Origin of the sequence: Streptomyces sp. 3214.6, assembly GCF_900129855.1 — a bacterium.
Taxonomy (GTDB): Bacteria; Actinomycetota; Actinomycetes; order Streptomycetales; family Streptomycetaceae; genus Streptomyces; species Streptomyces soliscabiei.
Window position 1 is genome coordinate 323,424 of record NZ_LT670819.1, and the last position, 23,250, is coordinate 346,673.

A 23,250-nucleotide genomic window follows, 5' to 3' on the forward strand; every position below is an offset into this window, starting at 1 on the left:
AATCGTGATCCCGTGGGGCGGGACAGTCCACCGGAACTTCACTGCCGATCCCGTACGGCGGGCGCCGGCGGCGACACCGGGCCCGTCAGGCGGGCACCCTCGCCGCCCGATCGAGGCCATGTAAATGCTGCGCAACGGCCGAGCTCATTCGACGACTGGGCGTCTGTGGCGGGGGCAAACCACGGGGCGCGACGGGGCGCCGCCCCGTGGTGGAATGCGACCGCCAGGGGTCGGTCCGAGGGGTAGCGACCATGCCTTGCGGACGGTGTCGATCAGGGGTCGGGCGCTGTAGGGCGATATGCCGAGTTCCTGACGTGCGTCGGCCAGTCGTTCAGGGTCGCCGTCCGGGCCGTGCTCAGCTGCCAGTTGTGTGCGGCGCTCAAGTCCTTCGGTGCTGAAGATGTCGAGCAGGGTGAGCGAGAAGTAGGCGTACGTGGAGGCCTCGTCGATGAGCTGGCGTGCGTCACTGCTGAGGTCCGGATCGGCTGGCACATGCGGTGGGTCGCCGGCGTCCACGGGGCGTGGTCGGGGGCCTTCGGTGTAGAAAGCGAACTGATCCAGGGTTCGCAGCATGTCGGCTTCTACGCACGGGCAGGGGTCGCGCAGATAGCCGCAGAGGGTTCGGAAGGAAGCGAGGACGCTGTTGGTGTCGTGGGTCCACTGCTGTTTGCTCAGCAGGGTCCTGAAGCCAGCGAATGTTTCCGCGAGTTCTTCCAGGATGAGGTGGCGGGAGATGTAAGTGACCTCGTAAGACTGTGTCTTGTCCTGTATCTCGCGGAGCTGCAGGCCGTAGCGGAGCAGGTCGCGCAGGATGCCGCCCGACAAGGCATGGGCGAGCATGACGTGCGGGTCTTTCAGCCTCTGGGAGCGCTTGGCGAGGATGGCGCGTGATTCTTTGAGGGTGCTGGGCTGAACGTGGACGATGTCGTCCAGGGAGCTGTCGGTGACGTCCCGGTGTGGCAGGCCCCGGCGGACAAAGGCGGCCCCTACGTCTTCGGCCACCGAGATCAGGTAGTGGACCAAGGGAACACCAAGGATCGCCTTGATCTCTCGGAGGAACGCCAGGGCTTCGGTATCCGCACCAAGGCGGTCCACTTCGTCGATGGCGATCAAGACGGTCTTGCCCTCTCCGACCTTCTCAGCGGCGATGCACTTGAGCAGTTCGCGGAACTCTTCCACCAGTTCCGGGTAGTTCGGGGGGACTGTGGAGACGGACGTGGTGTGGTTGGTGCCCAGGCTCAGGATCTGGGAAGCACCGCCGGTGGTCAGGCCGTGGGTGGCCTGCTGGACCGTCTGGAGGCGGTAGAGGTGGTCGCGGCACCGGGTGACCAGTTCGGGTTCTTCCGTCTGCGGGTGCCAGTCTCCCGCCTTCGACACCAGGACTCCGGCGATGATGCCCGCGAGCCGCAGCGGGTTCTCGGGGTCCGCCAGGAGGTTGTGCGCCTGCGGGTTGTCGATGAGATACCACAGCAGGTACGTCCCTGCAGCGGCCGCCAAGGGGCGGAAGATCTTCTCCAGGGAGACGTGCCACCTCCCGAGGGGGAACTCGACACCGGAATCGCGAGCCAGGCGCAAGAGCCACCACACGACCATCAACGCCCCGGTGTAGGCAACGGTCTGGTACAGGGCCTCGGGCTGGGTGCGGTGGAGGTGTCGGACCTGCTGGCGGATCTGTTCGTCCAGGAGCACTGTGGCAGCGGATGCCCAGGCTAGGAGCAGCCCGATACGCCTGATGCCACGCATCCACAGCCGTCCCAGCATGCGCGGCAGCCAGGCAGCATGCCGCGCCTGCCACCAGGCGATCCCGCCGAAGGTGATGGTCACGCTCGCGACGACTGCGTGGCCCTGCCAGATGGCCATCACGTCGTCGCGGATCGCATCGGTGTGCGTGCGCACGAAGTCGGAGACGGACGTGGCGTACTGCTCATACAAGGAGCGGACCGAGGCAGACAGGCCCAGCACCAGCAGGACGGCGGCGGGCACCGCGAAGGAACTCCACCGTCCCAGCCGCTTGGCCTGGAACCTCACACGCCGCAACAGCCTGCGCACGGGCGACAACCGCGCGAACTCAGGCGGGTCATAACCCTGGTCGCGCATGTACTTCTCGCACAGCTGCACCGACAGCAACAGCAGGAAGTCGTGCGGGGTATAGGTGGCCGGCGCCTGGACGATCACACCGAAGCCGGCCTTCTTGACGCACTGCTCCAGCAGCGTCGTCTTGCCCGCACCCCGCGGACCGCAGACCGCGATGGTGCCGTCCTCGAGATGCGTGAGCTTGCGCTCCAGTTGCCGACGGGCCCCGTTCTCAACGACGTAGCCCGGTGCTCGCGGCGCGCGCAGGCCCCACTCGTAGTCATCCGGGATGAAGAGGGAGTCGGGGTCGTCACCCAGCATGTGGCGGACCAGATCGGCAACCACCGGGCCGGTGCCTCGTTCCTGCAGGTCTTCACCCCAGCGGGCGGCGCACACCCCTACCTCGAAGCGCTGTACCAGCCAGGCAACACCCAGCCCTGCGGTAACCAGGCACTGTCTTACGTTGAACCACGCCGTCGAGCCGCGCCAGAACAGCGTGAACATCACGGCTGCAGCTGCCAGAACCGCTATAAGCAGGGCGAGCAGTCCGCCGAAGATGAGCACCGCCAGGGCCCCGAGCGCGATCAGGGAACAGACCACCCGCCAGTTCCACTGCGTCTCGCGCGCTGCCCTCTCATGCTTGTCCCGGGCCTCGTCCAGTTTCTCGACCGCTTCGTCAAAGGGGAGAGACGGGCAGCGGATGGTGGCGTAGCGGTGGTACGTGACCGTCCTCATCCGCTCCAGAACAGCGTCCCGGGTCACGCCTTCCCGTTTGTCGAGCAGCCGCTCCGTCTCGGGATCGTCAAGCGCGGCCAGCACGCACCGAAGGTAGATGTCGTCCTTGTCACCCCCGCTCAGGAAGTCGAGCGCCCTCGCCCCCCATAACTCCACCCAGGCCTGTAACCGCAGCATCCACCCACCCTTCCCCCGAGTGCAGAACCTGCGGATGTTAACCCCCGAGGCCAGCGCGGCGGAGAGCGTTCTCCCGAAGGTGGCGCAGTTTGTGCGCACTGAGCGAAGGGGGGTGCTTACGTCGTAAGCACCCCCTTTCGGTTCTGGGTGTTGGCTTCGATCACTTCTTGCGACAGCGTTTGTTGACGAGTTCTGACGTCGTCGCCCGGCCGAGGACTCTGCGGTTCGTCACGAGTTTTGAAGGCAGCTGCCCGATGTAGCGGAGTCGTGTCGGCGGCTCGCAACAGGGCTGCCACAAGGTTTCAAGATCGCTTGACCTAGCCCCAGAGGGAAGGGCGACAGTGTCTCCGTAGATCACATGAGCGAGCGATGTGCGCTCGCCAGCCGGGCAGGACGAAGAGGGGGAGTTCGAGTGACGGCCGTCATTCTCGATATCGGTGGCGTGTTGGAGATCACGCCGGAAACGGGGTGGGTGCAGCGGTGGGAAGAGCGGCTGGAGCTGCCGCTCGGCACTGTGCATGAGCGGATGCGCGACGTGTGGCAAGCCGGGAGCGTCGGGAGTATCAGTGAACGAGAGGTCCACGAGCAGGTGGCAGCACGCTTGGGGCTCGACGCGCTCCAGGTTGAAGCCTTCATGGCTGGTCTCTGGGCGGAGTACTTGGGAACGCCTAACGAGGAGCTCATCGCTTATGTGCGTGGGCTGCGAGGAAGCTGCAGCCTGGGCATTCTGAGCAACAGCTTCGTCGGCGCCCGGGAGCGGGAGACGGCGTTGTATCACTTCGACGAACTGGTCGAGCAAATCGTGTACTCGCACGAGATCGGCGTCGAGAAGCCGGACCCGCGTGCCTTCGAGGCCGTATGCGCCAGCCTGGAGGTGCGGCCGGAGAGCTGTCTGTTCATCGACGATTTCGCAGTCAATGTTGAGGCTGCTCAGGCAGCGGGCATGCAGGCGCATCTGTTCGAGGACAACGCACGGACGATTACGCGCATCGCAGCCCATCTGGACGCTGGTCCCCGGGTTGTAGGGCCTGTCCTGCTCGGATGATGTCGGCCTGGCCGGCCTTCAGCGGTTGCCGGCCAGGCGGTGCAACGGACCCGTGGCAGTTCCAAGCCACGTGCGTTGACACGTTCGTCGCCTCTTGGCGGGCCCGCGGGTTCAGCCCGGTGACCATCGACAACGACATCGGCCTGCTGGAGCGGACCCTCGCGGCCCTGGGCCGACCTGTGTGAGAGGTGACACCGGAGGACATCGACCGTGTGGTCGGCGACCTCGCGGTGAAGGGCCGGGCGACCTCGACCCGGCGCGAGTACGTGCAGATCTTCAAGGGGTTCCACCGGTTCCTGCAGGCCCGCAAGGCGGCCGAGATCGAGGCCGCGTTCGGCGTCCGGCTGGTCTGCCCGGTCGTCGAGTTCAACGCCTCCCGGCATGTCGGCGACGACTCCCCGACCCTCGTGCCGCCGCCGACACCGGAGCGGGTGGCGGAGTTCTTCGACTTCATGAAGCAGCGGATCGCCACCGCCAGGAAGTACGGGCCCGCCGCCCGGGACTATGCGCTGTTCCGGACGCTGTATCACGCCGGGCTCCGCTCGGAGGAGGCATCACTGCTGGAAAAGCCGGACGTGCACTTCACCCGCGGGCCGTTCGGCAAGCTCCACGTCCGCTTCGGCAAAGGGGCTCACACCTCCAGGCCGCGACCGCGCTGGGTGCCCATGCTCGACGGCCTGGACCTGGTGCTGCGATGGTTCCTGGACGACGTGCGGCCCAAGTTCCCCGACTCGCCAGTGCTGTTCGCCGACGAGTCCGGCGGCAGCCTGCATCGCGGGACCATCCGCAACCGGCTCCGCTATCTCATGGAGCTCGAAGGACGCCCGACCACGGAGCGGTTGGCCCGCCCGGCCGGGCTGACCTTCCCCCAGCTCGTCCGCTCGGGCGAGCTGACGCCCAGCCAGACCCGCGCGGGACTGGCCTGCCTGCGCGACATCATCGCCGAACGGGGCTGGCCGCCCCTGATCTGGACGAAGAAGGACGGCTACCGGTTCTGCACCGACACCGCCGAACTCCAGGCATACGAACTCTCGATCGTGAGGGAGAAGCTCACCGAGATCCGCCGGTTCATCACCGCCGTCGTCGGCCCGCACGCCGCTCTCCAGCCGAAAGGACGGTGGATCAAACACCTCAACACCCAGCTCGGCTCGGTCGAGTCCACGCTCGACATCATCGCCGAGTACATCAACACCTGACCGGGTTGGGGGACGGCGCGGCCGTCCCCCAACCCCCGCCCCAGGAAGGGAGGTTGAGTTTGTCTCGGCACCGCTGCTACCCCTCCGACACCTATGACGACGAATGGGCCCTCATCGAGCCCCTCCTCCCGCCGCCGGCCTGCGAGTCCCCCAAGGGGGGACGCCCCGAGAAGCACCCGCGCCGCGAGGTCGTCGACGCGATCCGCTACGTCGTGGACACCAGATGCAAGTGGAGGGCCCTGCCCAGGGACTTCCCGCCCTGGCGGACCTGCTACAACTTCATGGCCTGCTGGGCGGCGGCCGGCGTCGTCGGACAGATCCGCGACCAGCTGCGCAAACGCATCCGCCGCGAGATGGGCCGGGCCCCCGGCGCGGTCGCCACCGTCATCGACTCCCAGTCCGTCAAGGCCGCGGAGACCGTCGGCAAGGACAGCCGGGGCTACGACGGAGCGAAGAAAATCAACGGGCGCAAGCGGCACCTGGTCGTCGACACCAAGGGCCTGCCGCTGTTCGTCATGGTCACCCCGGCCGACACGACCGACCGCGACGCGGCAAAGGAAGTCCTGTTCAGGCTGCGGCTCATGCACCCCGAGCACCATCGTCTGGGCGGACTCCGGCTATGCCGGACAGCTCGTGACCTGGGCGAAGAAGCACCTGAACCTGACGCTCAAGACCATCAGCCGTCCCAAGGACGCCACCGGATTCGTCATCCTGCCCCGCCCCTGGGTCGTCGAGAGATCGCTCGCCTGGATCATGCACGCCCGCCGTCACGCCCGGGACTACGAGCGCCTCATCCAGCACTCGGAATCTCTGATCACCTGGGCCGCGATCACACTGCATGCTCGATCCCGAATCCGCGATGGCTCTCTATCCCGCAGGGCTGGATGCCCCGACGCGATTGCGGATTCTCGCCGACGGTTACGGGCTATCCCGGCAGGACCGCGCTGAACTGCCCGACGTCATCGAACAGGCCACCGCGTCCTGCCGGGCCTTCGTCGCCGACCGCGTGGCCGGCGGGGAGCCCGTCTACACCCAAGCTCTGGCCGAGCGCGGTGGCTGGCAACGCTGGGACCGCATGCAGGAATGGCTGGCGACGCACCACCTGAGGTTCACGACAGTGCTGCTGGACTGACGGACAGAGGTTAAAAGACAAGCTAACGCTTGATCCCCACACCACGATGCGGGACACGACCCAAGGAGGTCATGGCCGGTACACGCGCTGGGATGGAAGGGTGTTAACAGCCAACGCCTGTATGCGGTGGGACAGCGGCTGTCATCATCGAACCATGGCAGACGATGAGCCGCCCTCCACCGAACAACCTCGCGCCGAGGCCGGCGAACTGGTCCTGTTCGTCACGGCCGGGGACGTCCGGCCGAATGTGTTGGGTGCCGTGGTATTCCTCGCACTCGTCGTCGGCGACGGGTGGACCAGCGCTCTGCTGCTATGCCATCACACCGGGGCGGTGCTGCACGCAGGTGTGGCCGCAGCGGTCGTGATCGGTCTGCCGGCACTGTGGCTCGGTAACCGGCACATCGCGCGGATCGGGAGCTGGTTGCGCTGGCGTAAGCGTCCGCTTCCGGCGATGCGCCTGACCGCATCCGGCCTGGACTACAGCCCCGCGTACACCGGCGACTTCCCGCTGCACGTCGATTGGTGGCCGATGTTGGAGAGCCGGTACCGGCGAGGTCCCGACAACACCGGTTTCTTCTGGTGCCTTTACTCTCCGATCATTAACGGCATCGATCCCCTTCCGCCCTTTGTCGCTCGCGAGTGGCCGCTCGAAGCGCATCGGGTCAAGGCCGAACTTCGCGACCTGATCCGTACAGCGGACATGGACAAGCACTCGCCGGAGCAGATGGCCGCCGCCCTCCATCTGATCTACTACGGCACGCCGATCGCCCTCAACCCGTACTCCGTGTCAGGGGCGCCGATCTCGGCCATTGACACGTACCTGCGCGAGCGCACCGACGGCCGGTGCACGCTCCAGCCGCCCGACAAGCGGATACCGCCGACCACACGGTTCCGCACCTTCATCTTCTGAGCGCTGACGATCGTCACCGCAAACGGCGTGGTCAACGGCGCCTGAGCCCGCAGCAGGAGGCTGAGAACAAGGTGCACCGCAAAGCCCGTGCTCGGGTTGAGCATGCTCTGTCCCGACTGAAGAACTGGAAGATCCTGCGGGACTGCAGGCTCAAGGGTGATGGCGTCCATCAGACCATGCTCGGCATCGCCCGCCTTCACAACCTCGCCCTCACTGGATAACTCACGCCGCATGGTTGGCGCTGGCCCCTCACTCGGAGAGCCACCGGAATGCCCGAGCGGTGGGCCAAGGGTGAGTCAGGGCCGGATGTGTTTCAACGTGAACTCGGGCAGGGCATACGGGCCGGCTTGCGGAGCTTCGGGATCGGCAGGGAAATCAGCGTCGGTGATGTGCGGCGCATGTGTTTCGGCGTTGTCGATGGGCGTGTAGGCCAGTTCGGATTCCGCGGGGAGTTCCCAGAAGCGGCGGGTGTTGGCAGAGACGGCGTACACGGTGGCAAAGCGCGTGGAGAGCGGGGCGGTAAGCGCGGCGCGGCAGAAGCCGACGGCATCGCGCGGGCTGAGCCAGGTCGCCAGGTGGCGCGGCTCGGTAGGCGTCTCCTCGAAGCTGCCGATACGCAGGCAGATCACGGAAACGTCGAACTTGTCCGCATACAGCTGCCCCAGGGCCTCGATAGCTGCCTTGCTCACCCCGTACAGGCCGTCGGGGCGCACCGGCTCCTGTGGGCCGGTGCGATGGGCCGTGGGATAGAAACCGGTCACGCGGTTGCTGCTGGCCAGCACGACCCGTGGAATCGCCGCGCGGCGGGCGGCTTCCAGGACATGGTGGGTACCCAGCACGTTGGTGTCGAGGAGATGCTCAAGCGGTGCCTCGTCCGGCAGGCCGCCCAGGTGGAGCACGGTGTCCGCACCCGCGAGCGCAGCCTCGACGGCGGCCGCGTCCCGAAGGTCGACGGTGTGGACCACCTCGTTCGCGGCCTCGACCTGGAGGGGAACGCGGTCGAGCAAGACCAGGCGGCTGACCTCGCTGCGCAACGCCCGGCGCACGACCGAGCCGATGTTTCCTGCTGCCCCGGTGACGACGACTGTTCCCAGCCCCACTGCACGCCTCCCCTGTTCGACCTCAACAACGCCCTGATCCGGGCAGGCGGCAATCCTCTCATCGCCGGTCATGACAACCAGCGGGTGGGGAGCCAACATGAGCAGGTCTGCATACGCGGTGAGCAGGAGGTGGGGACTTGCAACGAGCCCCCATCACCATACGGGACAGCCTTTAGCCTCGCGCTTTCGTGGAGCAGGCTGTCCGATGGGCGATCGGCCGGCGGAAGTGCCTCAGGTCGGTGAGAATGAGGAGCGCTGAGATCGCTGTTCCCGCCCCGCCAAAAGCGCGTTCCAGGTGAAGCCGTGTATCGGCCCTCTTCGCGGGGGCGCGTCGAGGGAGTCGGTCGCGGCGCGGGGTGCAGACACCGATCCGTACCGATTCCGGCGGCGGCACCCATGACTTCGTCACCTGGCTGGCTGGCTGGCTGGCTGGCTGGCTGGCTGGCTGGCTGGCTGGCTGCTGATCGTGCGCACCGGGCGAACGTCCGTACTCCGGCGGGCAGTTGCGCTTGAACCGGCGTCGACACCGGCGTCGACGCCGACGGCATGCGGCTCTCACCACGTTCGCCGCCAACACCGCCCACACCCCGATCGCGGTCATGGAACCGCGTCACCGTCAGCGGGCCCGCGCCTGCCCGAGGACCGCATCCGCGCCTCCGCCGGCACGGCGTGGACCCCCTGCGCCGCAGGCCTTCATCCCGTTTCCCTCCGTAGTGCAGAAAGAAAGAAACCCATGCCTGTCAACACTTCAGAAGTCTCGCCCGCTCCGTCACTTTTCTCGCCCGTCTCTCTCGGGAAGATCGAGCTCGCCAACCGCATCGTCATGGCACCGATGACCCGGGTCCGGTCCGGTTCCGCCGGCATCCCCGGGGACCTGATGGTCGAGTACTACCGGCAGCGGGCGAGCGTCGGGCTGATCATCGCCGAGGGCACCTACCCCGACCACGCGTCGCAGGGGTATGTCGGTGAGCCGGGCATCGCCACCGACGAGCAGGCGGCCGGCTGGCAGCGGGTGTTCGAGGCGGTGCACGCCGAGGGCGGCCGCATCGTCCTGCAGATCATGCACGCCGGCCGCCAAACCCACCCCGACGTCAACGGCGGCCGCCGCATCCTCGCCCCCAGCGCGATCGCCCGCAGCGGCGAGACGTTCACCGAGAAGGGCGAGCAGCCCTACCCCGTACCGGAAGCGATGACCACCGCAGAGATCCGTGCAGCCCTTAAGGACTTCGTCACCGCGGCCCGCCGGGCCATCGAGGCGGGAGCGGACGGCGTGGAAATCCACGGCGCCAACGGCTACCTGCTCCACCAGTTCCTCTCCCCGGCGGCCAACCAGCGCACCGATGAATACGGCGGCTCGCCGCACAACCGCGCCCGCTTCGTCGTCGAGGTCGTCACGGCCATCGCCCAGGCCGTCGGTGCCGAGCGGGTCGGGCTGCGGATCTCACCGGAGGTCGACTTCGGGGACGTCTTCGAGACCGACCGGGACGACGTCCTGGCCACCTACGGCACCCTGCTCGACCAACTGCGCCCGCTGGGCCTGGCCTACCTCTCCGTACTGCACGCCGAGCCGGGCGGCGACCTGGTACAGGAGCTGCGACGGCGCTTCGACGGCAAGCTGATCGTCAACAACGGCCCCCTCGGCGGGGGGCAGACCACCCGCGAGCAGGCGCTCCAGCAGATCGAGGCCGGCCACGCCGACGCCGTGGCCGTGGGCCGGGCCCTCATCGCCAACCCCGACCTGGTCGAGCGCTGGCAGGGCGGGCACCCGGAGAACGAGCCGCGGCCGGAACTGTTCTACGGGCCGGGCGCCGAGGGCTACACCGACTACCCGTTCCTCGAAGCGGCTTGAGGCCCCAGGGTCACGCCTGTCCATGCGGCAGCCCCACTCCCCCATGGACAGGCGCCCGGCCGGCGACACCGTGCCCGCCCCATTGAGCCCGCGGTCACACCGGCGATCACCGGCTCGAGGACCGTCGGGTCCGTCAGGGCGTTGACGGTCCGCAGGTTCCTGGTCAGCAGCCTGCGTTCGGTGACCTCGTCGAGCACATCGCTCTCGTGCGTGGCCACCGCGGCGGCCTTCGGCCACAGCTGACGCGAATGACAGTTTTCCGGCGTCGGCCGATTGCCAGGTCCGCCTTCCGTAAGGGAGTCCTTCGCCGATATCCGTCCCCGCTGTACACCGGCGCCCATATCGTCCAGCCCGAACGCTGGGAACGGGGGTGACGAAAGGGGCTGTCGGTGGGGCGGGATCTGGGTCTGGACGGGGTGGTGGACTACTTCACCCTGTCCGGCGACGAGGCGGGCTGGCTACGGAACAAAAGCAGCGCCACCAGGCTCGCCGTCCAGCTGAGATTTCGAGGCGGCGACCTCGGAGGCGGTTCACGAGTTGGATGGCACCTGATTCACCGCTCGTTAAGGGCTCCCCAACCGACGCCACCACTGGTCAAGGGCCCTTCACGCCGGAGGGCCCTGAGCCATGCCCGCAGTGGACAACGGACAGAACGAAACCCCATTCATAACTTCGGTTATGCGCTGTTGAGCTGTCCACGGGCTGTCGTCCAGCGCTGCCGATCTCGAGAGGGCGGGTGCACTTCACTCCGCGACTCGCCATGGCCGGTGACATCGGCGCCGCCGACAGGAGATCCATCCTCGTCGTGCCGCCACAGTTGTTTCAGGAGGAACGACTTGGCGTGGGCGGAGGGCACGGGACGGTGTTCGGTCTTGCAGAATCTGGACGGATGCCGGTGACACCCGGTCCCACCGGTCCGGGGCAAGTAGGGGCCGATCACTGGGTGGCGGGCCGTCATGGCGGGTCACCAACTTGGTCATCTCGGTGAGGACGTCGGCGGGGAGACCGTTGCCCTGGTGGACGTACAACGCGGCAGGTCAGGACGGCGCGCCGACCGCCGCGCTGTCGCGCAGGAAGCCCGCGAAGGCCTGGGCGGCAGGGGTGAGGACGTGGTCGCTCATGCGGACGAGGAGGATGCGGCGCACCGGGGCAGGGGGCTGCAGCGGCAGGACGCTGACGCCGCCTCGGATACCTTCCAGGGCGAGGGTGGGGGCGAGGGCGACGCCGATGCCTGCGGCGACCATGGCCTGGGCCTCCTGGTAGTCGTGGGCCTCGTAGGCGATCTGCGGCTCGAACCCGGCTGTGTGGCAGCTGCGGGCGAGAGCCTCGGCCACCGGGTGGTTGTCGGCACGGGTGATCCAGGAGTCGTTCGCGAAGTCGGCGAGGGTAGCCAAGGGCTGGCCGGCGAGCGGATGGTCGTTGCTGACGAGGAGCGCCGGGGGGTCGTCGGCGAGTGAGGTGACCACGATGTCTTCGCGATCGATTCGGTTCCAGTCGTAGTCCCACATCAAGGACATCTCGACCTCCCGGTTCTCCAGCATCGCCCACAGGCCCGCGATACGGGCACTGCGGACCGTCAGCCGTACGTCGGGGTGCGCTTCCCGGAAGGCGATCACGGCCCGCGGGAGAAGGGAGGCGCCGACAGTGGGGAAGGTGCCGACCCGGAGGTTGCCCGCACGCAGTCCCGCGAAGTCGGCGAGCTCATTCTTCGCAGCCGTCAGCTCGCGCTCGATCCGCTCCCCGCGCTCGGCCAGTGCGCGTCCCGCGTCGGTGAGCGTGACGCCCCGCGCATGCCGCTCCAGCAGGGGCTGCCCGGCCTCCGCCTCCAGGCGGCTGACCTGCTGGGACACCGCTGACGGAGTGTAGTTGAGGGCCCGTGCGGTCGCGGTGACCGAGCCCCGGCGGGCGACTTCGGTGAAGAGCAGGATGCGCCGGACGTCGAGCACCGCACCACCTCCAGCGTTAATTCCAACTTAATACCCCTGCAGATTTCCGAGATTGTACTTCACGCTCTCCGCGCCCACTGTGGATCGCATCCCCACGGAAGTGCCGCCGGGGTTTCCACGAGGAGTCTGTTGTGTTGCGTCTGCAGGGCGAGATGATCCGCGGAGGAACCAGCAAGTGCTGGATCTTCGACCACCACGACGTGGTGGCGACCGGCGTGAACGCCGACGCTCTGCTGCTCGCCGCCTACAACGCCGCCGACCCCCGCCAGATCGACGGCGTCGGCGGTGCCTCCTCCACCACTTCCAAGGCCGCGATAGTCCAGGCCTCGACGGAGCCGGACGTCGACGTCGAGTACGCCTTCGCGCAGGTCGGCATCGGTGACGAGCGCGTGGAATGGACCAGCAACTGCGGCAACTGCGCGACTGCCGTCGCCCTGTACGCCGTCCACAACGGCCTGGTGCCGATCACGTCGGACTCCACCACGGTGCGGATGCTCAATGTCAACACCCGGGCCCGCCTCACCGGCACCATCCCCACCCCCGGACGGACGGCCCCAGAGGAGGGTACGGCCGCGGTGCCCGGTACCGCCGCGCTCGGTGTGCCGGTCCTGCTCGGCTTCGAGGACCCGGCGGGTTCGACCACGGGGCGCGCCCTGCCGACCGGCCGCGCCGTGGACACCCTGACCGGGCCCGCCGGCCGGGTCGAGGCGTCCCTGGTCGACGCCGGCGCCCCGGCCGCGCTGTTCGAGGCCAAGGCCTTCAGCCTCCAGGGCACCGAGTCTCTGGCCGAGTTCGCCGCGGCGTTGCCGGCGCTCACCGTGCTGCGCCGGCAGGCCGCCCTTGCCATGGGCCTGGCCAAGGAGCACGATCCCGTCAGCCACGCCGTGCCGAAGGTCGGCGTCGTCGCCCGCCCCGCCGCCTACCACACCACCGACGGCACCCCGGTCGGAGAGGACGAGCACGACCTGGCCGTCCGCATGGTTTCCATGCACGCACCCCACCCGGCGATCGGTCTCACCTCGGCCGTCGCGCTGGCCACCGCAGCCGCTACCCCCGGCACCCTCGCTCACCGCGTCGCCCGGCAGACCGCCGACGGGACGCTGCGCCTGGGCACCCCGGCCGGTGTCATCACCGCCCAATCCGTCCCCGCGGCGCACGGCGCGTCCCCCACGGTGCTGCTGCACCGCGCCGCCCGCCGCATCGCCCGAGCCGAACTCCTCGTTCCCGTCCTGGAAGGACGCCTCGCATGAGCCGCAACGACGCCGCCCCGGGCACCGTCACCGCCCCACCCGGCCGCATTCGCCGACTGCTGTCTCTGCTGTACGTCCAGTGCCTGATCGGTGTCCTTGCCGGGGCAGCGGTCGGCTGGCTGTGGCCCTCGTTCGGAGCCGACCTGAAGCCCCTGGGCGACGGCTTCATCGCGCTCGTACGCATGATGATCGCCCCGGTCATCTTCTGTACCGTCGTCCACGGCATCGCCTCCATGGGCAACGCGCGCGCCGTCGGACGGGTCAGTCTCAAGGCGCTGATCTACTTCGAGGTACTGACCACCGTCGCCATGGTGATCGGCCTGGTCGTCGTCAACCTCGTCAAGCCCGGCAGCGGACTGCACGTCGATCCGTCCACCCTTTCCACCAAGGGCCTGCCGCCGGCGGCGACTCAGAGCCACGAGAGCGTCTCCGCGTTCGTCCTCTCCAACATTCCGGACACCCTGCCCGGCGCGCTGACCGGCCACGAGATCCTGCCGGTGCTTCTGGTCTCGGTCCTGTTCGGCTTCGGCCTGAACGCCGCCGGCGAGGCCGGGACGGGGATCACACAGGGCATTGAGAAGCTGTCCAAGGTCCTGTTCACGCTCATCCGCTGGATCATGCGGCTGGCCCCGATCGGCGCCTTCGGCTCCATGGCCTTCACCATCGGCAACTACGGTCTCGACACCCTGCGTCACCTCTTCCTGCTAGTCGGCTCCTTCTGGCTCACCGCCCTGTTCTTCGTCGTGGTCGTCCTCGGGACGGTCATGCGCATCAACGGCCTGCGTCTGCTCCCCTTCCTCCGGTACATCAAGGAGGAGCTGCTGATCGTCCTGGGCACCTCGTCCAGCGAGCCGGTGCTGCCGCGCATGATGGCCAAACTGCAGCATGCCGGCGCCTCCAAGCCGGTCGTGGGCATCACACTGCCCGCTGGATACTCCTTCAACCTCGACGGCACCGCGATCTACCTGACCATGGGCTCGGTCTTCCTCGCCCAGGCCCTCGGCATCGACCTCAGCCTCACCCAGCAGTTGTCGATGCTCGCCGTCATGCTGCTCACCTCCAAGGGCGCCGCGGGCGTCACCGGCTCCGGTTTCATCGCCCTGGCCGCCACGCTCAGCGCCGTTCCGCACGTACCCGTCGCCGCCCTGGCCCTCATCTTCGGTATCGACCGCTTCATGTCCGAGGCCCGGGCTCTGACCAGCGTCGTGGGCAACGGCGTCGCCACCCTGGCGGTGGCCAAGTGGGAGGGGCAACTCGACACGGCCCGTGCCAACGCCGTCCTGCGTGGCGAGATCCCGTACACCTCCGCTCCCGAGACCGACCGCGCCCATGAGTCGCAGGGTGGGCCAAAGCAGCAGGTCAGCCCCGTACCCGACGCGAAGCTCACCGAAGCGGCCGAGCTGAAGTCAGCGGCCGGACCGGACCGTGACCCCGTGCCCACCGCTGGCTAACGCTCACCCACACCCACACCCACACCCACACCCACAGCCGGTCCGGGGCCCGTACTCCGGACCGGCCCCTGCTTGCGATCAGGGGCCTCTCACTCGTGGCAGCACCCTGCAACGTCATCACAGCGGCCGCTCTCGCAGATTCCCGACGCAGTACCAACGGCGCCTGCCCGGCCGCGGAGTCCGCAGCCGATCCTGCTGCGGTGTCGACGCCCGCTGTGCGCCCACCGAGACTTCAGTCGACGCTGCTGGGCGCCGCTGCCAGAGCTGATGCCATCTAACTGCAACGGTGCTTGTCGTGACTGCTGGCCAGTTCGTTCGTTGGTGTGGGTATGGGTGGGGACCTTGCTGATGTCAGGCTGTGGGCCGGTGAACTTGACGCTCTGCATGAGCGGTTCTTGCACAGGTTCAACCGGGAGGTGCCGCGTCAGTCGGCGCTTGCTTACATGCGGGGTCTGATTGCGCCGCTGCAGCGTAAGAACGGATGGACGCTGGCGGAGGAAGCCGGGCATGCGGGCCCCGATCGCATCCACCGGTTGCTGAACCGGATCGAGGGGACGCCGACGAAGTTCTGAACGACGTGCGCGACTACGTCGTCGAACACCTTAGGTGGGCGAGGGAGAACGTCCGGCGCGACTCCTCCAGCGCCGCCGCCCACTCCTGCTCGAAGGCCGGCACCCAGTTGTCACCAAGATCGGTACTGGTCAGCAACTTTGAGGGAGCGAAGCACCGTAGTTGTCACCGACTCAGCAAGCTTCTTGTCACCGAGGGCCCGCGCAGCAGAGTTGGTCTCACCGGACTCTGCCGTCCTCCAAGCGGCTCACCAGCAAGGACTCCCTCTGTCCCGTCGTGGGTAGTGGCAGGTAGCGACTCGTTGACCTGCATGAATGCCAGGCGGCCGGAGACTGCCGATGGCTGACGTTCTCAAACAGCCTGGCTTTCGCCTCACTCGCGCTCACCGTGGAGACAGAGATGACCGGCGAGCGTCAGCGTCGGGACGACATTTGTACAAGACTGACAGCTGGCAGCGCAGGCATCGTCCCGTACATGGAACATGACGATGTCACGCGCTTGCACGGGATGCATGTGGTCCACTACGGCCCGTGGCAGGCACCGCCGCTGGTGCTCATCCACGGATCGGGATCCTCGGGCGGCTCCTGGAGCCCGGTGGTGCCGGCGCTCGCCGACCAGTATCACGTCATCCGGGTGGACCTCCCAGGTCACGGCCGGTCCTCGCCCGCGCCGTCGTACGACGTGCCTGAGCAGGCAGGCCGCTTGGCCGCGGTGCTCGACGCACTCGGCCTTCGTCCGGCCACCGTGGTCGGGCACTCCAGCGGTGGATACATCGCCACCGCGCTTACTGAACAGCGCCCTGACCTGGTCGGTTCGCTGGCACTGATCAGCAGCGGCCCGAGTCCCGGCGCGCTCCTTGCGCAGCCCGTCTTCCTTCGGGTGCTGATTGCCCCGCCGCTGGGCCCGCTCCTGTGGCCGATCCGTTCGGACGCGATGCTCCGCAGGGGGGTGACCGCCGTGTGCAACCGCCCGGTGGACGTCCCGGACGACCTGGTCGCCGAGGTCCGGGGCATCGGCTATCGCACGTTCAGGAGGGTGTTGCGCCGAAACGCCGCGTATATCGCCGAGCGGAGCATGCCCGAGCGCCTGACCGCCTTCGACGTCCCGGTCCTGGTCATCTTCGGCAATGCCGACCGCCGCTGGGACCCGTCTTCGGCACACCTCTACGACACGGTGCCAAATGCGCGCGTCGAGTGGCTGCCCGACGTCGGACACTTCCCCATGCTGGAAGCGCCGGAGACGACAAGCGAGTTGCTGCTGGCCTTCGCGGCGGCAGGCCGCTGACACCGATCGCTACCCTGGTGCTGTGCGGGCCACAGAGTTACCACTTGACCGGACATCGGTGCAGATCGCACTCCCGCGGCAGTCAGAGCGACTGCCCGGGATCAGCATGGCCGGGTTCAGCCATCGCGTCCCGGCGCCAGTGGACATCACCATGGTCGCGCACCCATCAGTCACCCTGTTCGTGGACCTGAGCGAAGACGGCCTCGTCTACAACGCCCACGGCCGACGCGAACACGGCAGCGTGGTCGTAGGCCTCATCCCGGGCGACTTCCGGATCAGCAGTCGGACGGCCGAGGCAGGCCAGTGCCTCCAGATTCGGCTGTCGCCGGTCGCGGCGGCCGCAGTACTCAGCGCGTCGACCGAGGTCGTCGGGACCGTGGCCTTGCTGGAAGATCTCTGGGGCCGCGACGCCAGGCAAACCGAGGACAGGCTGCGCGCCGCCACATCATGGGACGAACGGTTCACGATCGCGGCGGATGTCCTTGGCCGACGGCTGGACACCCGCCCGCCGCTCGATCGGGAGATCGCTGCCGCCTGGCGGCGGATGCTCAACAGCCGGGGACAGGTGCGGGTCGACAACCTGGCGAACGAGGTGGGCTGGAGCCGTAAGCGCCTGTGGTCCCGCTTCCGGTCCCAGATCGGCCTCACTCCCAAGCGCGCCGCCCAGCTGGTGCGCTTCGACCACGCCGCCCACCTTCTCGCAGCGGGTAACGCCACCGCTCGGGTGGCGGCCGCAAGCGGCTACGTCGACCAGTCGCACCTCCACCGCGAGGTCAAGGCGTTTACCGGGGTGACGCCCGCCGCCGTAGCCGCTGCGCCGTGGCTCGCGATGGACGACGTCGCGTGGCCGACTTCGTTCGCCGGCCTATCGCCGTCGCTGTCTGCGTTACGTCAGGTCCCGGCGAGGTGAGCACAGGCTCCACGAACGGAGCAGGCGGCGGCCCTCAGCACGTGCCCGAATGAGTCGGACAGCACGAATGAGAACAGGTGGGAAGCCGACAGATCCCATGCGACAGGGCGCTCTCATCCGCTCGGCGTGTTGTGCGAGTGCCGGTCGTGGTGACGACAAGCCTACCTTTGTGACAACTACCGTGCTTCGGCACAGTAATTGATGCTCGCCATTCTCGTTTCTGGCCTTTCAACAATCGACGTCGATGCAGTCGATATCCGTGAATTCGACTTCCAGGCAATCGGCACGATGGCCGTTGTCCTTGAGGCAGACCTCCTGGAGGCCTTCGGCGATCACCTCGTTCGGTGACTCGGTGCTACGGCCCTGCTGGGCGTCGAACAGCCGCTTGGCGTAGGAGGCCGGCAGACGGGCGGTGAGGCGGCGGAAGCGGCCGTCGTCGGTGGTGCCGCCGGGAGCGTCGTAGCCGAACCGCGCCCGGGTCTCCACGGTGATCCCGCCCGTGGCGGCGGCCCGCTTCTGCCGCTGGGTCCGCACCCGCGGCTGCCAGCGGGCGCGGACCGCGGCGTCGATCCGGCCGGCGATCGCCCTCGGGGGGTGCTTGCCCCCACCCTTGCGGTAGCGCTCCACGGACCGCTGGCTGATGCCGAGCCCCGCCGCGACGGCCTTGGTCGTCTTCAGCTGCCTGACCAGGAAGTTGACGCGCCCCTGGAGGGGCATGGGCGGCTCGCGGGTGAACATCTCCCAGCTGGCGCGCTCAACGGCCTCGCCGATCAGCGCGTCGCCGCGGTCCGCGTTCGTGGGACGGATCCGTCGCGCCATGTCAATTCCCTAGGTCAGGTCGGTCGTCACGGCCTGCTCCCCGTCGTCCAGGACGGCGTCGCCGCCCTTGATGCGGCGGGCCGGATTGAGGCCCTGCTCCATCAGGCCGGCCGCCCACAGCATCGACTGGACGCCCTCCAGCTCCGCCAGGCCCGGGGTGGCCCGAGACGGAAGGCGCCGGGGACGGGCCTGCCGGACTCCGCGTAGGGCAGGAAGTCCAGCGGGCTCGGGCTGGCAGCGGGGTAGACGACGCAGTCGGAGAGCACGGCCAGCGGGTACAGGCCCGTCATCTTGGCCACGTTGAGCACCTTGCGGTGCATGTTGACCCGGGCCTTGGAGATGACGGCGGTACGGATGTCGGGGCGCCAGGCCGGGCGCTGCATGGCCGGCCACGGGTCGCCGCCCTTGTAGCCCTTGCCCTGCGGGTTCTCGAACAACTTCCCGATGCCGCCCTTGACCGTGGCCTTGATCACGGACAGCACCGCGGCCACCGCCGGGTCGACCTCCTTGTGCCGCTCCATCGCCGCCAGGAACTCCGCATCCGTGAGGCCCTTGGTGACACCGAGGTCGGCGAGAGTGTCGACGTACGCGGACTTGAGGCGGTCGTGCCACGGAACCAGGTACGCGCCGGTCTCGCGGCACAGGTACGCCTCGATCGGCGCCGCGTTACAGCCGAGCCCCTGGGCGTAGGCGACGGTGTGCGTCTGGTACGAGGCCGGGCCCGCCGGGCACTCGCCGGCCTGCGTGAACGGCGAGGGCAGGCGCGGGTCCAGCTCCACATGGCTCAGGCCGACCAGCCAGGAGCCCGGGATCTTCGGGTTGAACTTCGGCGCGTGGAAACGGTCCGGGGCGCCGAGGCCGACGACCTCGCCACCGGCGACGTGCCCGAGAACATCACCGTCGCCCCGGACAATTCACTGACCGTCTCGATGGTGGGCACGCCCGCAGGCGAACGGCCGGCGCTGGTGCGGATCGCGCCGTCCGGGTACCGCACGGTGCTGGTCACCGGGCAGAAGGGCGACGGGATAACCGGCAACACTCGCGGCCACGACGGCACCGTCTACTACAACGTGTGATCCTCCGACGCCGTTGGCCGGCTTGATGGTGAGGTTCACGCCCAGCGCCTTGTTGACGGCCTGGTAGAACGAGTTGTTGGGATGGTCCCCCAGAGCGGGGTGACGGCGGTGTAGCTGCCGCCCTTGCCCGGGGTGCCGGACACCGTCGAGATCTGCTTGGCCGGGTAGGTGAGGAAGCCCGGGTCGGTGAACGCGCCTGCCACGCCCTGCACCGAGGGGATGTCGGGCTTGACAGCCTGTCCCTGCACGTAGTTTCGGCAGCGCGGCCCTCAGGCCGCTCTTCGAGTTGGTCCCGCCCTTGATGCGGGAGGAGCCGCCGCCGCAGGCGGACAGTAGGGGTGACAGGGCAGCACCCCCGGCGACGGCGACTGCGCCGTTCACGAAGGCTCTGCCGTTCATTGCGATGCTCATGGTGGGCGGCCCTTCGCCGGTGACGATCCGCATCGAGCGACGTGCTGGTGTGCGGCGGTGTGGAGGGGACGGTGCGAACGGCACCGTCGACATCCAGGCAACCGGCAGGTTGTCGTCGCGTCCCTGCGGAGCGTCGAAGCGCTTGAATGTTGCCGAGAGGTTAAGAGTGGCTTCACGCAAGACGCAAGAGGTGCCGCGGAAAATCCAACTCGCCACATGAACAGGATTTTCTTGGAAACTTTCTCTTGACAGTCCTTTGGGTGCATGCCAGCGTCGAAGCGCGTCAACACGCCATCCTCACCACCGCTTTCGGACCACGGAGCCGGCCATCTGGCCCTTCCGTCCTGGGCGTTCCACCCTGCCTCACACACCTGCAAGGGACTTCCACCTGTGAGCACTGATGCCGTCACGCTGCCCTTCCGCGATCCGGGGCTCCCACTCGCCGAGCGCGTCGAGGACCTGCTCTCCCGGCTGACCCTCGAGGAGCGGATCGCGATGCTGCACCAGTACTCGCCCGCGATCCCGCGTCTCGGGGTCGCCGAGTTCCGCACCGGCACCGAGACCCTGCACGGCGTGTCCTGGCTGGGCGAGGCCACCACCTTCCCGCAGGCCGTGGGCCTGGGCGCGACCTGGGACGAGAACCTGGTCCGGGAGGTGGCGGCGGCGATCTCCGTCGAGCAGCGGGCGTTCCACCACCACCGGCCGCCCGTCAGCGGCACCGGCCGCAACAGCCTGCAGGGCTGGGCGCCGGTGGTGAACCTGCTGCGCGACCCGCGCTGGGGCCGCAACGAGGAGGGCTACTCCGAGGACCCGCTGCTGTCCGCCCGGCTGGGGACGGCGTTCTGCCGGGGCATGACCGGCGACCACCCGACGTACCTGCGCACGGCCCCGGTGCTCAAGCACTTCCTCGCCTACAACAACGAGGACGACCGCTGCACCACCTCCTCGGCGATTCGGCCCCGGGTGCTGCACGAGTACGACCTGGCCGCCTTCCGCCCGGCCATCGCCACCGGCGCGGCGACCGGCGTCATGGCCGCCTACAACCTCGTCAACGGCCGCCCCTGCCACGTCAGCCCCCTGCTCGAGCAGGAGCTGCGCCGCTGGGCCGAGCCCACCGGCCACGAGCTGTTCGTCGTCAGCGACGCCGAAGCCCCTTCCAACCTGGTCGACCCGGAGCACGACTTCGACGACCATGCCGCCTCCCACGCCGCCGCACTCAAGGCCGGCATCGACTCCTTCACCGACCACGGCGAGGACAGCCCCGTCACCATCGGCCGGATCACCGCCGCCCTCGAGCGCGGCCTGGTGACCCAGGACGACATCGACCGGGCGGTGCGCCGCCAGCTGTCGATCCGCTTCCGCCTCGGCGAGTTCGACCCCGGCCTCGACCCCTACGCCGGGATCGGCTGGGACGTCGTCAACTCCCCCGCCCACCAGGCCCTGGCGCTGCGCGCCGCCACCGAACAGGTGGTACTGCTCAAGAACACCGGGCTACTGCCGCTGGCCCCGGAGCGGCGGATCGCGGTGGTCGGGCCGCTGGCCTGCACCCTGTTCGAGGACTGGTACAGCGGCACCCACCCCTACCGTGTCACCGTCTCCGACGGCCTCGGCGTCGAAGGGGTGGAGGGCGTGGACCGGATCGTGCTGCGCACCACCGACGGGCAAGCGGTCACCGCCGTGGGCGAGGACGGACTGCTGGTGCTCGGCCAGGCCCAGGACACGGACGCCGCCGCCCAGTTCGACCTGTTCGACTGGGACCTGGGCGTGCTCACCCTGCGCTCCGCCGCCACCGGCCGGTACGCCTCCCTGCGCGACGCCGACCAGCGCGTCGCCGCCAACCGCGACCAGCCCGGCGACTGGTTCGTCCACGAGACCTTCCACCTCGAACCCGCCACCGACGGCACCGAGGTGCTGCGCAACCAGTTCACCGGCCACTACGCCCAGGCCGACCCCGCCACCGGCGAGCTGACCATGACCGCCGACACCCCCGAGCAGGCCCTGCGGTTCACCCGCACCACCGTCCGCGACGGCATCATCTCAGCCGTCGCCGCGGCCCAAGCCTCGGACGTGACCATCGTCGTGCTCGGCAACGACCCTCACATCAACGGCCGCGAGACCCAGGACCGCGCCGGGCTGCGGCTTCCCCCGCAGCAGGACCGGCTGCTGCGCGAAATCGCCGCCGTCCGACCCGACACCGTTCTCGTCGTCATGTCCAGCTACCCCTACGCGGTGAACTGGGCCGACCAGCACCTGCCCGCCATCGTCTGGACCTCCCACGCCGGCCAGGAGACCGGCCGCGCCCTCGCCGCCGTCCTGCGCGGCGACACCGACGCCACCGGCCGCCTCCCCCAGACCTGGTACCGCAGCGACGACGAACTCCCCGCCCCCCTCGACTACGACATCATCAAGGCCGGCTGGACCTACCTGTACCACCAGACCGCACCCCTCTACCCCTTCGGCCACGGCCTGTCCTACACCACCTTCGACTACGGCGAACCCCAGCTCGGCCAAACCGAGTTGGCCGCGGACGGGGAGGTCACCGCCACCCTCACCGTGACCAACACCGGCACCCGCCCCGGCACCGAAACGGTCCAGCTCTACACCCGCCACCTCGACGCCCGCTACCACGCGCCCCAGCTCCGCCTGGCCGCCTACCGCAAAGTCCGCCTCGCGGCAGGCGAGACCACCGAGCTCGAGTTCACCCTGCCCGCCACCGGCGCCCTCGCCCACTGGGACGTGGCCACCAGCGCCTTCACTGTCCACCCCGGCCGCTACGAACTGATCACCGCCCGCTCGGCAAGCCAGCCGGTCCGCAGTGCCACCCTCACCGTCACCGGCCCCGCACCGGAGCCTCGCCGCGTCCTCGAAGTCCCGCTCCATGCAGCCGACTTCGACGACTACGAGAACATCACCCTCGTCGACGCCACCCCCACCCACGGCGACGCCGTCACCCCCACCGCCGAGCACGGCGAACTCCTCTTCTGCGATGTCGACCTCACCGGCGCCGGCTCCGTCGCCCTCCAGGTCTCCCGCACCGCCCCCGGCACCGCCCGGCTCCAACTCTGGACCGGCGACCGCCTGCTGACCACCGTCACGGTCCCCTCCACCGGCGACCGCCACACCTGGACCACCGTCCTCGCCGACCTCACCGGACACCAACCCACCGGTGTCCACGACCTCCGCGTCATCCTCACCGGCGAACAACGCCTCACCACCCTCACCTTCACCCCCTGAGAGCCAACGGCGGCCGTACCTCTGTGAGGGGAGGCACAGCCGTCGCCCCCAACGCTCCCCTTCCGTTTACCTGCCGAGGACC

16 protein-coding genes and 4 pseudogenes are annotated in these 23,250 nt (G+C 68.5%); 13 read left to right on the forward strand and 7 right to left on the reverse strand.

What is annotated here, in order from left to right:
• Window positions 1-144: 144 nt before the first annotated feature.
• The gene (locus tag B5557_RS01330; protein WP_079657379.1) at window positions 145-2,985 is read right to left on the reverse strand and encodes a hypothetical protein; all 2,841 of its coding nucleotides are present in this window, start codon (window positions 2,983-2,985) and stop codon (window positions 145-147) included.
• 412 nt (window positions 2,986-3,397) lie between these two features.
• Here B5557_RS01330 and B5557_RS01335 point away from each other — a divergent pair, with 412 nt between their 5' ends.
• The 5 genes and pseudogenes from B5557_RS01335 to B5557_RS01365 all read left to right on the forward strand — a co-directional run.
• The gene (locus tag B5557_RS01335; protein ID WP_443031327.1) at window positions 3,398-4,030 is read left to right on the forward strand and encodes an HAD family hydrolase; all 633 of its coding nucleotides are present in this window, start codon (window positions 3,398-3,400) and stop codon (window positions 4,028-4,030) included.
• A gap of 188 nt (window positions 4,031-4,218) precedes the next feature.
• Window positions 4,219-5,226: a tyrosine-type recombinase/integrase gene (locus tag B5557_RS44670; RefSeq protein ID WP_231976204.1), complete on the forward strand. Its 1,008-nt coding sequence runs from the start codon at window positions 4,219-4,221 to the stop codon at window positions 5,224-5,226.
• Between the two features lie 59 nt (window positions 5,227-5,285).
• Window positions 5,286-6,215 (forward strand): annotated as a pseudogene (locus B5557_RS42445) (IS5 family transposase); the annotation flags it as partial.
• 297 nt (window positions 6,216-6,512) lie between these two features.
• Window positions 6,513-7,268, forward strand: coding sequence for a hypothetical protein (locus tag B5557_RS01360; RefSeq protein ID WP_079657381.1), 756 nt, complete (start codon window positions 6,513-6,515; stop codon window positions 7,266-7,268).
• Between the two features lie 14 nt (window positions 7,269-7,282).
• A pseudogene (locus tag B5557_RS01365) lies at window positions 7,283-7,489 on the forward strand (transposase family protein); the annotation flags it as partial.
• 75 nt (window positions 7,490-7,564) lie between these two features.
• Here the strand turns inward: B5557_RS01365 and B5557_RS01370 are convergent.
• Window positions 7,565-8,440, reverse strand: coding sequence for an NAD-dependent epimerase/dehydratase family protein (locus B5557_RS01370; protein WP_079657382.1), 876 nt, complete (start codon window positions 8,438-8,440; stop codon window positions 7,565-7,567).
• 661 nt (window positions 8,441-9,101) lie between these two features.
• On the opposite strand from B5557_RS01370, the gene B5557_RS01375 reads away from it, so the two are divergent.
• On the forward strand, window positions 9,102-10,217 hold the full coding sequence (locus tag B5557_RS01375) for an alkene reductase (RefSeq protein ID WP_079657383.1): 1,116 nt from the start codon (window positions 9,102-9,104) through the stop codon (window positions 10,215-10,217).
• 1,037 nt (window positions 10,218-11,254) lie between these two features.
• Here the strand turns inward: B5557_RS01375 and B5557_RS01380 are convergent.
• On the reverse strand, window positions 11,255-12,163 hold the full coding sequence (locus B5557_RS01380) for a LysR family transcriptional regulator (protein ID WP_079657384.1): 909 nt from the start codon (window positions 12,161-12,163) through the stop codon (window positions 11,255-11,257).
• 131 nt (window positions 12,164-12,294) lie between these two features.
• Here B5557_RS01380 and B5557_RS01385 point away from each other — a divergent pair, with 131 nt between their 5' ends.
• The 3 genes and pseudogenes from B5557_RS01385 to B5557_RS01395 all read left to right on the forward strand — a co-directional run.
• Window positions 12,295-13,413, forward strand: coding sequence for a PrpF domain-containing protein (locus tag B5557_RS01385; protein WP_079657385.1), 1,119 nt, complete (start codon window positions 12,295-12,297; stop codon window positions 13,411-13,413).
• Complete coding sequence (gene dctA / locus B5557_RS01390; RefSeq protein WP_079657386.1) at window positions 13,410-14,864, forward strand: C4-dicarboxylate transporter DctA; 1,455 nt, start codon at window positions 13,410-13,412, stop codon at window positions 14,862-14,864. The genes B5557_RS01385 and dctA overlap by 4 nt, the downstream gene beginning before the upstream one ends.
• Before the next feature lie 329 nt (window positions 14,865-15,193).
• Window positions 15,194-15,468, forward strand: a pseudogene (locus B5557_RS01395) (IS701 family transposase); the annotation flags it as partial.
• Here B5557_RS01395 and B5557_RS45610 read toward each other — a convergent pair.
• Window positions 15,450-15,572 (reverse strand): hypothetical protein, encoded by a 123-nt coding sequence (locus tag B5557_RS45610; RefSeq protein ID WP_269460236.1) that lies wholly within the window; start codon window positions 15,570-15,572, stop codon window positions 15,450-15,452. The pseudogene B5557_RS01395 and the gene B5557_RS45610 sit on opposite strands and share 19 nt — an antisense overlap.
• 369 nt (window positions 15,573-15,941) lie before the next feature.
• Between B5557_RS45610 and B5557_RS01400 the strand changes: the two genes are divergently transcribed.
• Both B5557_RS01400 and B5557_RS01405 read left to right on the forward strand, forming a co-directional pair.
• The gene (locus B5557_RS01400; protein WP_443031379.1) at window positions 15,942-16,718 is read left to right on the forward strand and encodes an alpha/beta fold hydrolase; all 777 of its coding nucleotides are present in this window, start codon (window positions 15,942-15,944) and stop codon (window positions 16,716-16,718) included.
• Window positions 16,719-16,824: 106 nt separating this feature from the next.
• Window positions 16,825-17,628: a helix-turn-helix domain-containing protein gene (locus B5557_RS01405; RefSeq protein ID WP_079664517.1), complete on the forward strand. Its 804-nt coding sequence runs from the start codon at window positions 16,825-16,827 to the stop codon at window positions 17,626-17,628.
• 228 nt (window positions 17,629-17,856) lie between these two features.
• Here B5557_RS01405 and tpg read toward each other — a convergent pair whose 3' ends face one another.
• Both tpg and B5557_RS01415 read right to left on the reverse strand, forming a co-directional pair.
• Window positions 17,857-18,447, reverse strand: a complete 591-nt coding sequence (gene tpg, locus B5557_RS01410; protein ID WP_079657387.1) for a telomere-protecting terminal protein Tpg — start codon at window positions 18,445-18,447, stop codon at window positions 17,857-17,859.
• Window positions 18,448-18,456: 9 nt separating this feature from the next.
• A pseudogene (locus B5557_RS01415) lies at window positions 18,457-19,313 on the reverse strand (telomere-associated protein Tap); the annotation flags it as partial.
• Here B5557_RS01415 and B5557_RS01420 point away from each other — a divergent pair.
• Window positions 19,281-19,523, forward strand: coding sequence for a hypothetical protein (locus B5557_RS01420; RefSeq protein WP_231976205.1), 243 nt, complete (start codon window positions 19,281-19,283; stop codon window positions 19,521-19,523). The pseudogene B5557_RS01415 and the gene B5557_RS01420 sit on opposite strands and share 33 nt — an antisense overlap.
• A gap of 35 nt (window positions 19,524-19,558) precedes the next feature.
• Here the strand turns inward: B5557_RS01420 and B5557_RS43455 are convergent, their stop codons facing one another.
• Window positions 19,559-19,771: a hypothetical protein gene (locus B5557_RS43455; protein WP_143688291.1), complete on the reverse strand. Its 213-nt coding sequence runs from the start codon at window positions 19,769-19,771 to the stop codon at window positions 19,559-19,561.
• 553 nt (window positions 19,772-20,324) lie between these two features.
• Between B5557_RS43455 and B5557_RS01425 the strand changes: the two genes are divergently transcribed.
• Window positions 20,325-23,168, forward strand: coding sequence for a glycoside hydrolase family 3 protein (locus tag B5557_RS01425; protein ID WP_231976206.1), 2,844 nt, complete (start codon window positions 20,325-20,327; stop codon window positions 23,166-23,168).
• Window positions 23,169-23,250 lie beyond the last annotated feature (82 nt).

Excerpts from the sequence above, each read along its gene's own strand:
- tpg (WP_079657387.1), bottom strand. The coding sequence starts at position 18,447 with ATGGCGCGACGGATCCGTCCCACGAACGCGGACCGCGGCGACGCGCTG.
- B5557_RS01370 (WP_079657382.1), bottom strand. The coding sequence starts at position 8,440 with ATGACCGGCGATGAGAGGATTGCCGCCTGCCCGGATCAGGGCGTTGTT.
- dctA (WP_079657386.1), top strand. The coding sequence starts at position 13,410 with ATGAGCCGCAACGACGCCGCCCCGGGCACCGTCACCGCCCCACCCGGC.
- B5557_RS01360 (WP_079657381.1), top strand. The coding sequence starts at position 6,513 with ATGGCAGACGATGAGCCGCCCTCCACCGAACAACCTCGCGCCGAGGCC.
- B5557_RS01375 (WP_079657383.1), top strand. The coding sequence starts at position 9,102 with ATGCCTGTCAACACTTCAGAAGTCTCGCCCGCTCCGTCACTTTTCTCG.
- B5557_RS01405 (WP_079664517.1), top strand. The coding sequence starts at position 16,825 with ATGGCCGGGTTCAGCCATCGCGTCCCGGCGCCAGTGGACATCACCATG.
- B5557_RS01330 (WP_079657379.1), bottom strand. The coding sequence starts at position 2,985 with ATGCTGCGGTTACAGGCCTGGGTGGAGTTATGGGGGGCGAGGGCGCTC.
- B5557_RS01400 (WP_443031379.1), top strand. The coding sequence starts at position 15,942 with ATGCATGTGGTCCACTACGGCCCGTGGCAGGCACCGCCGCTGGTGCTC.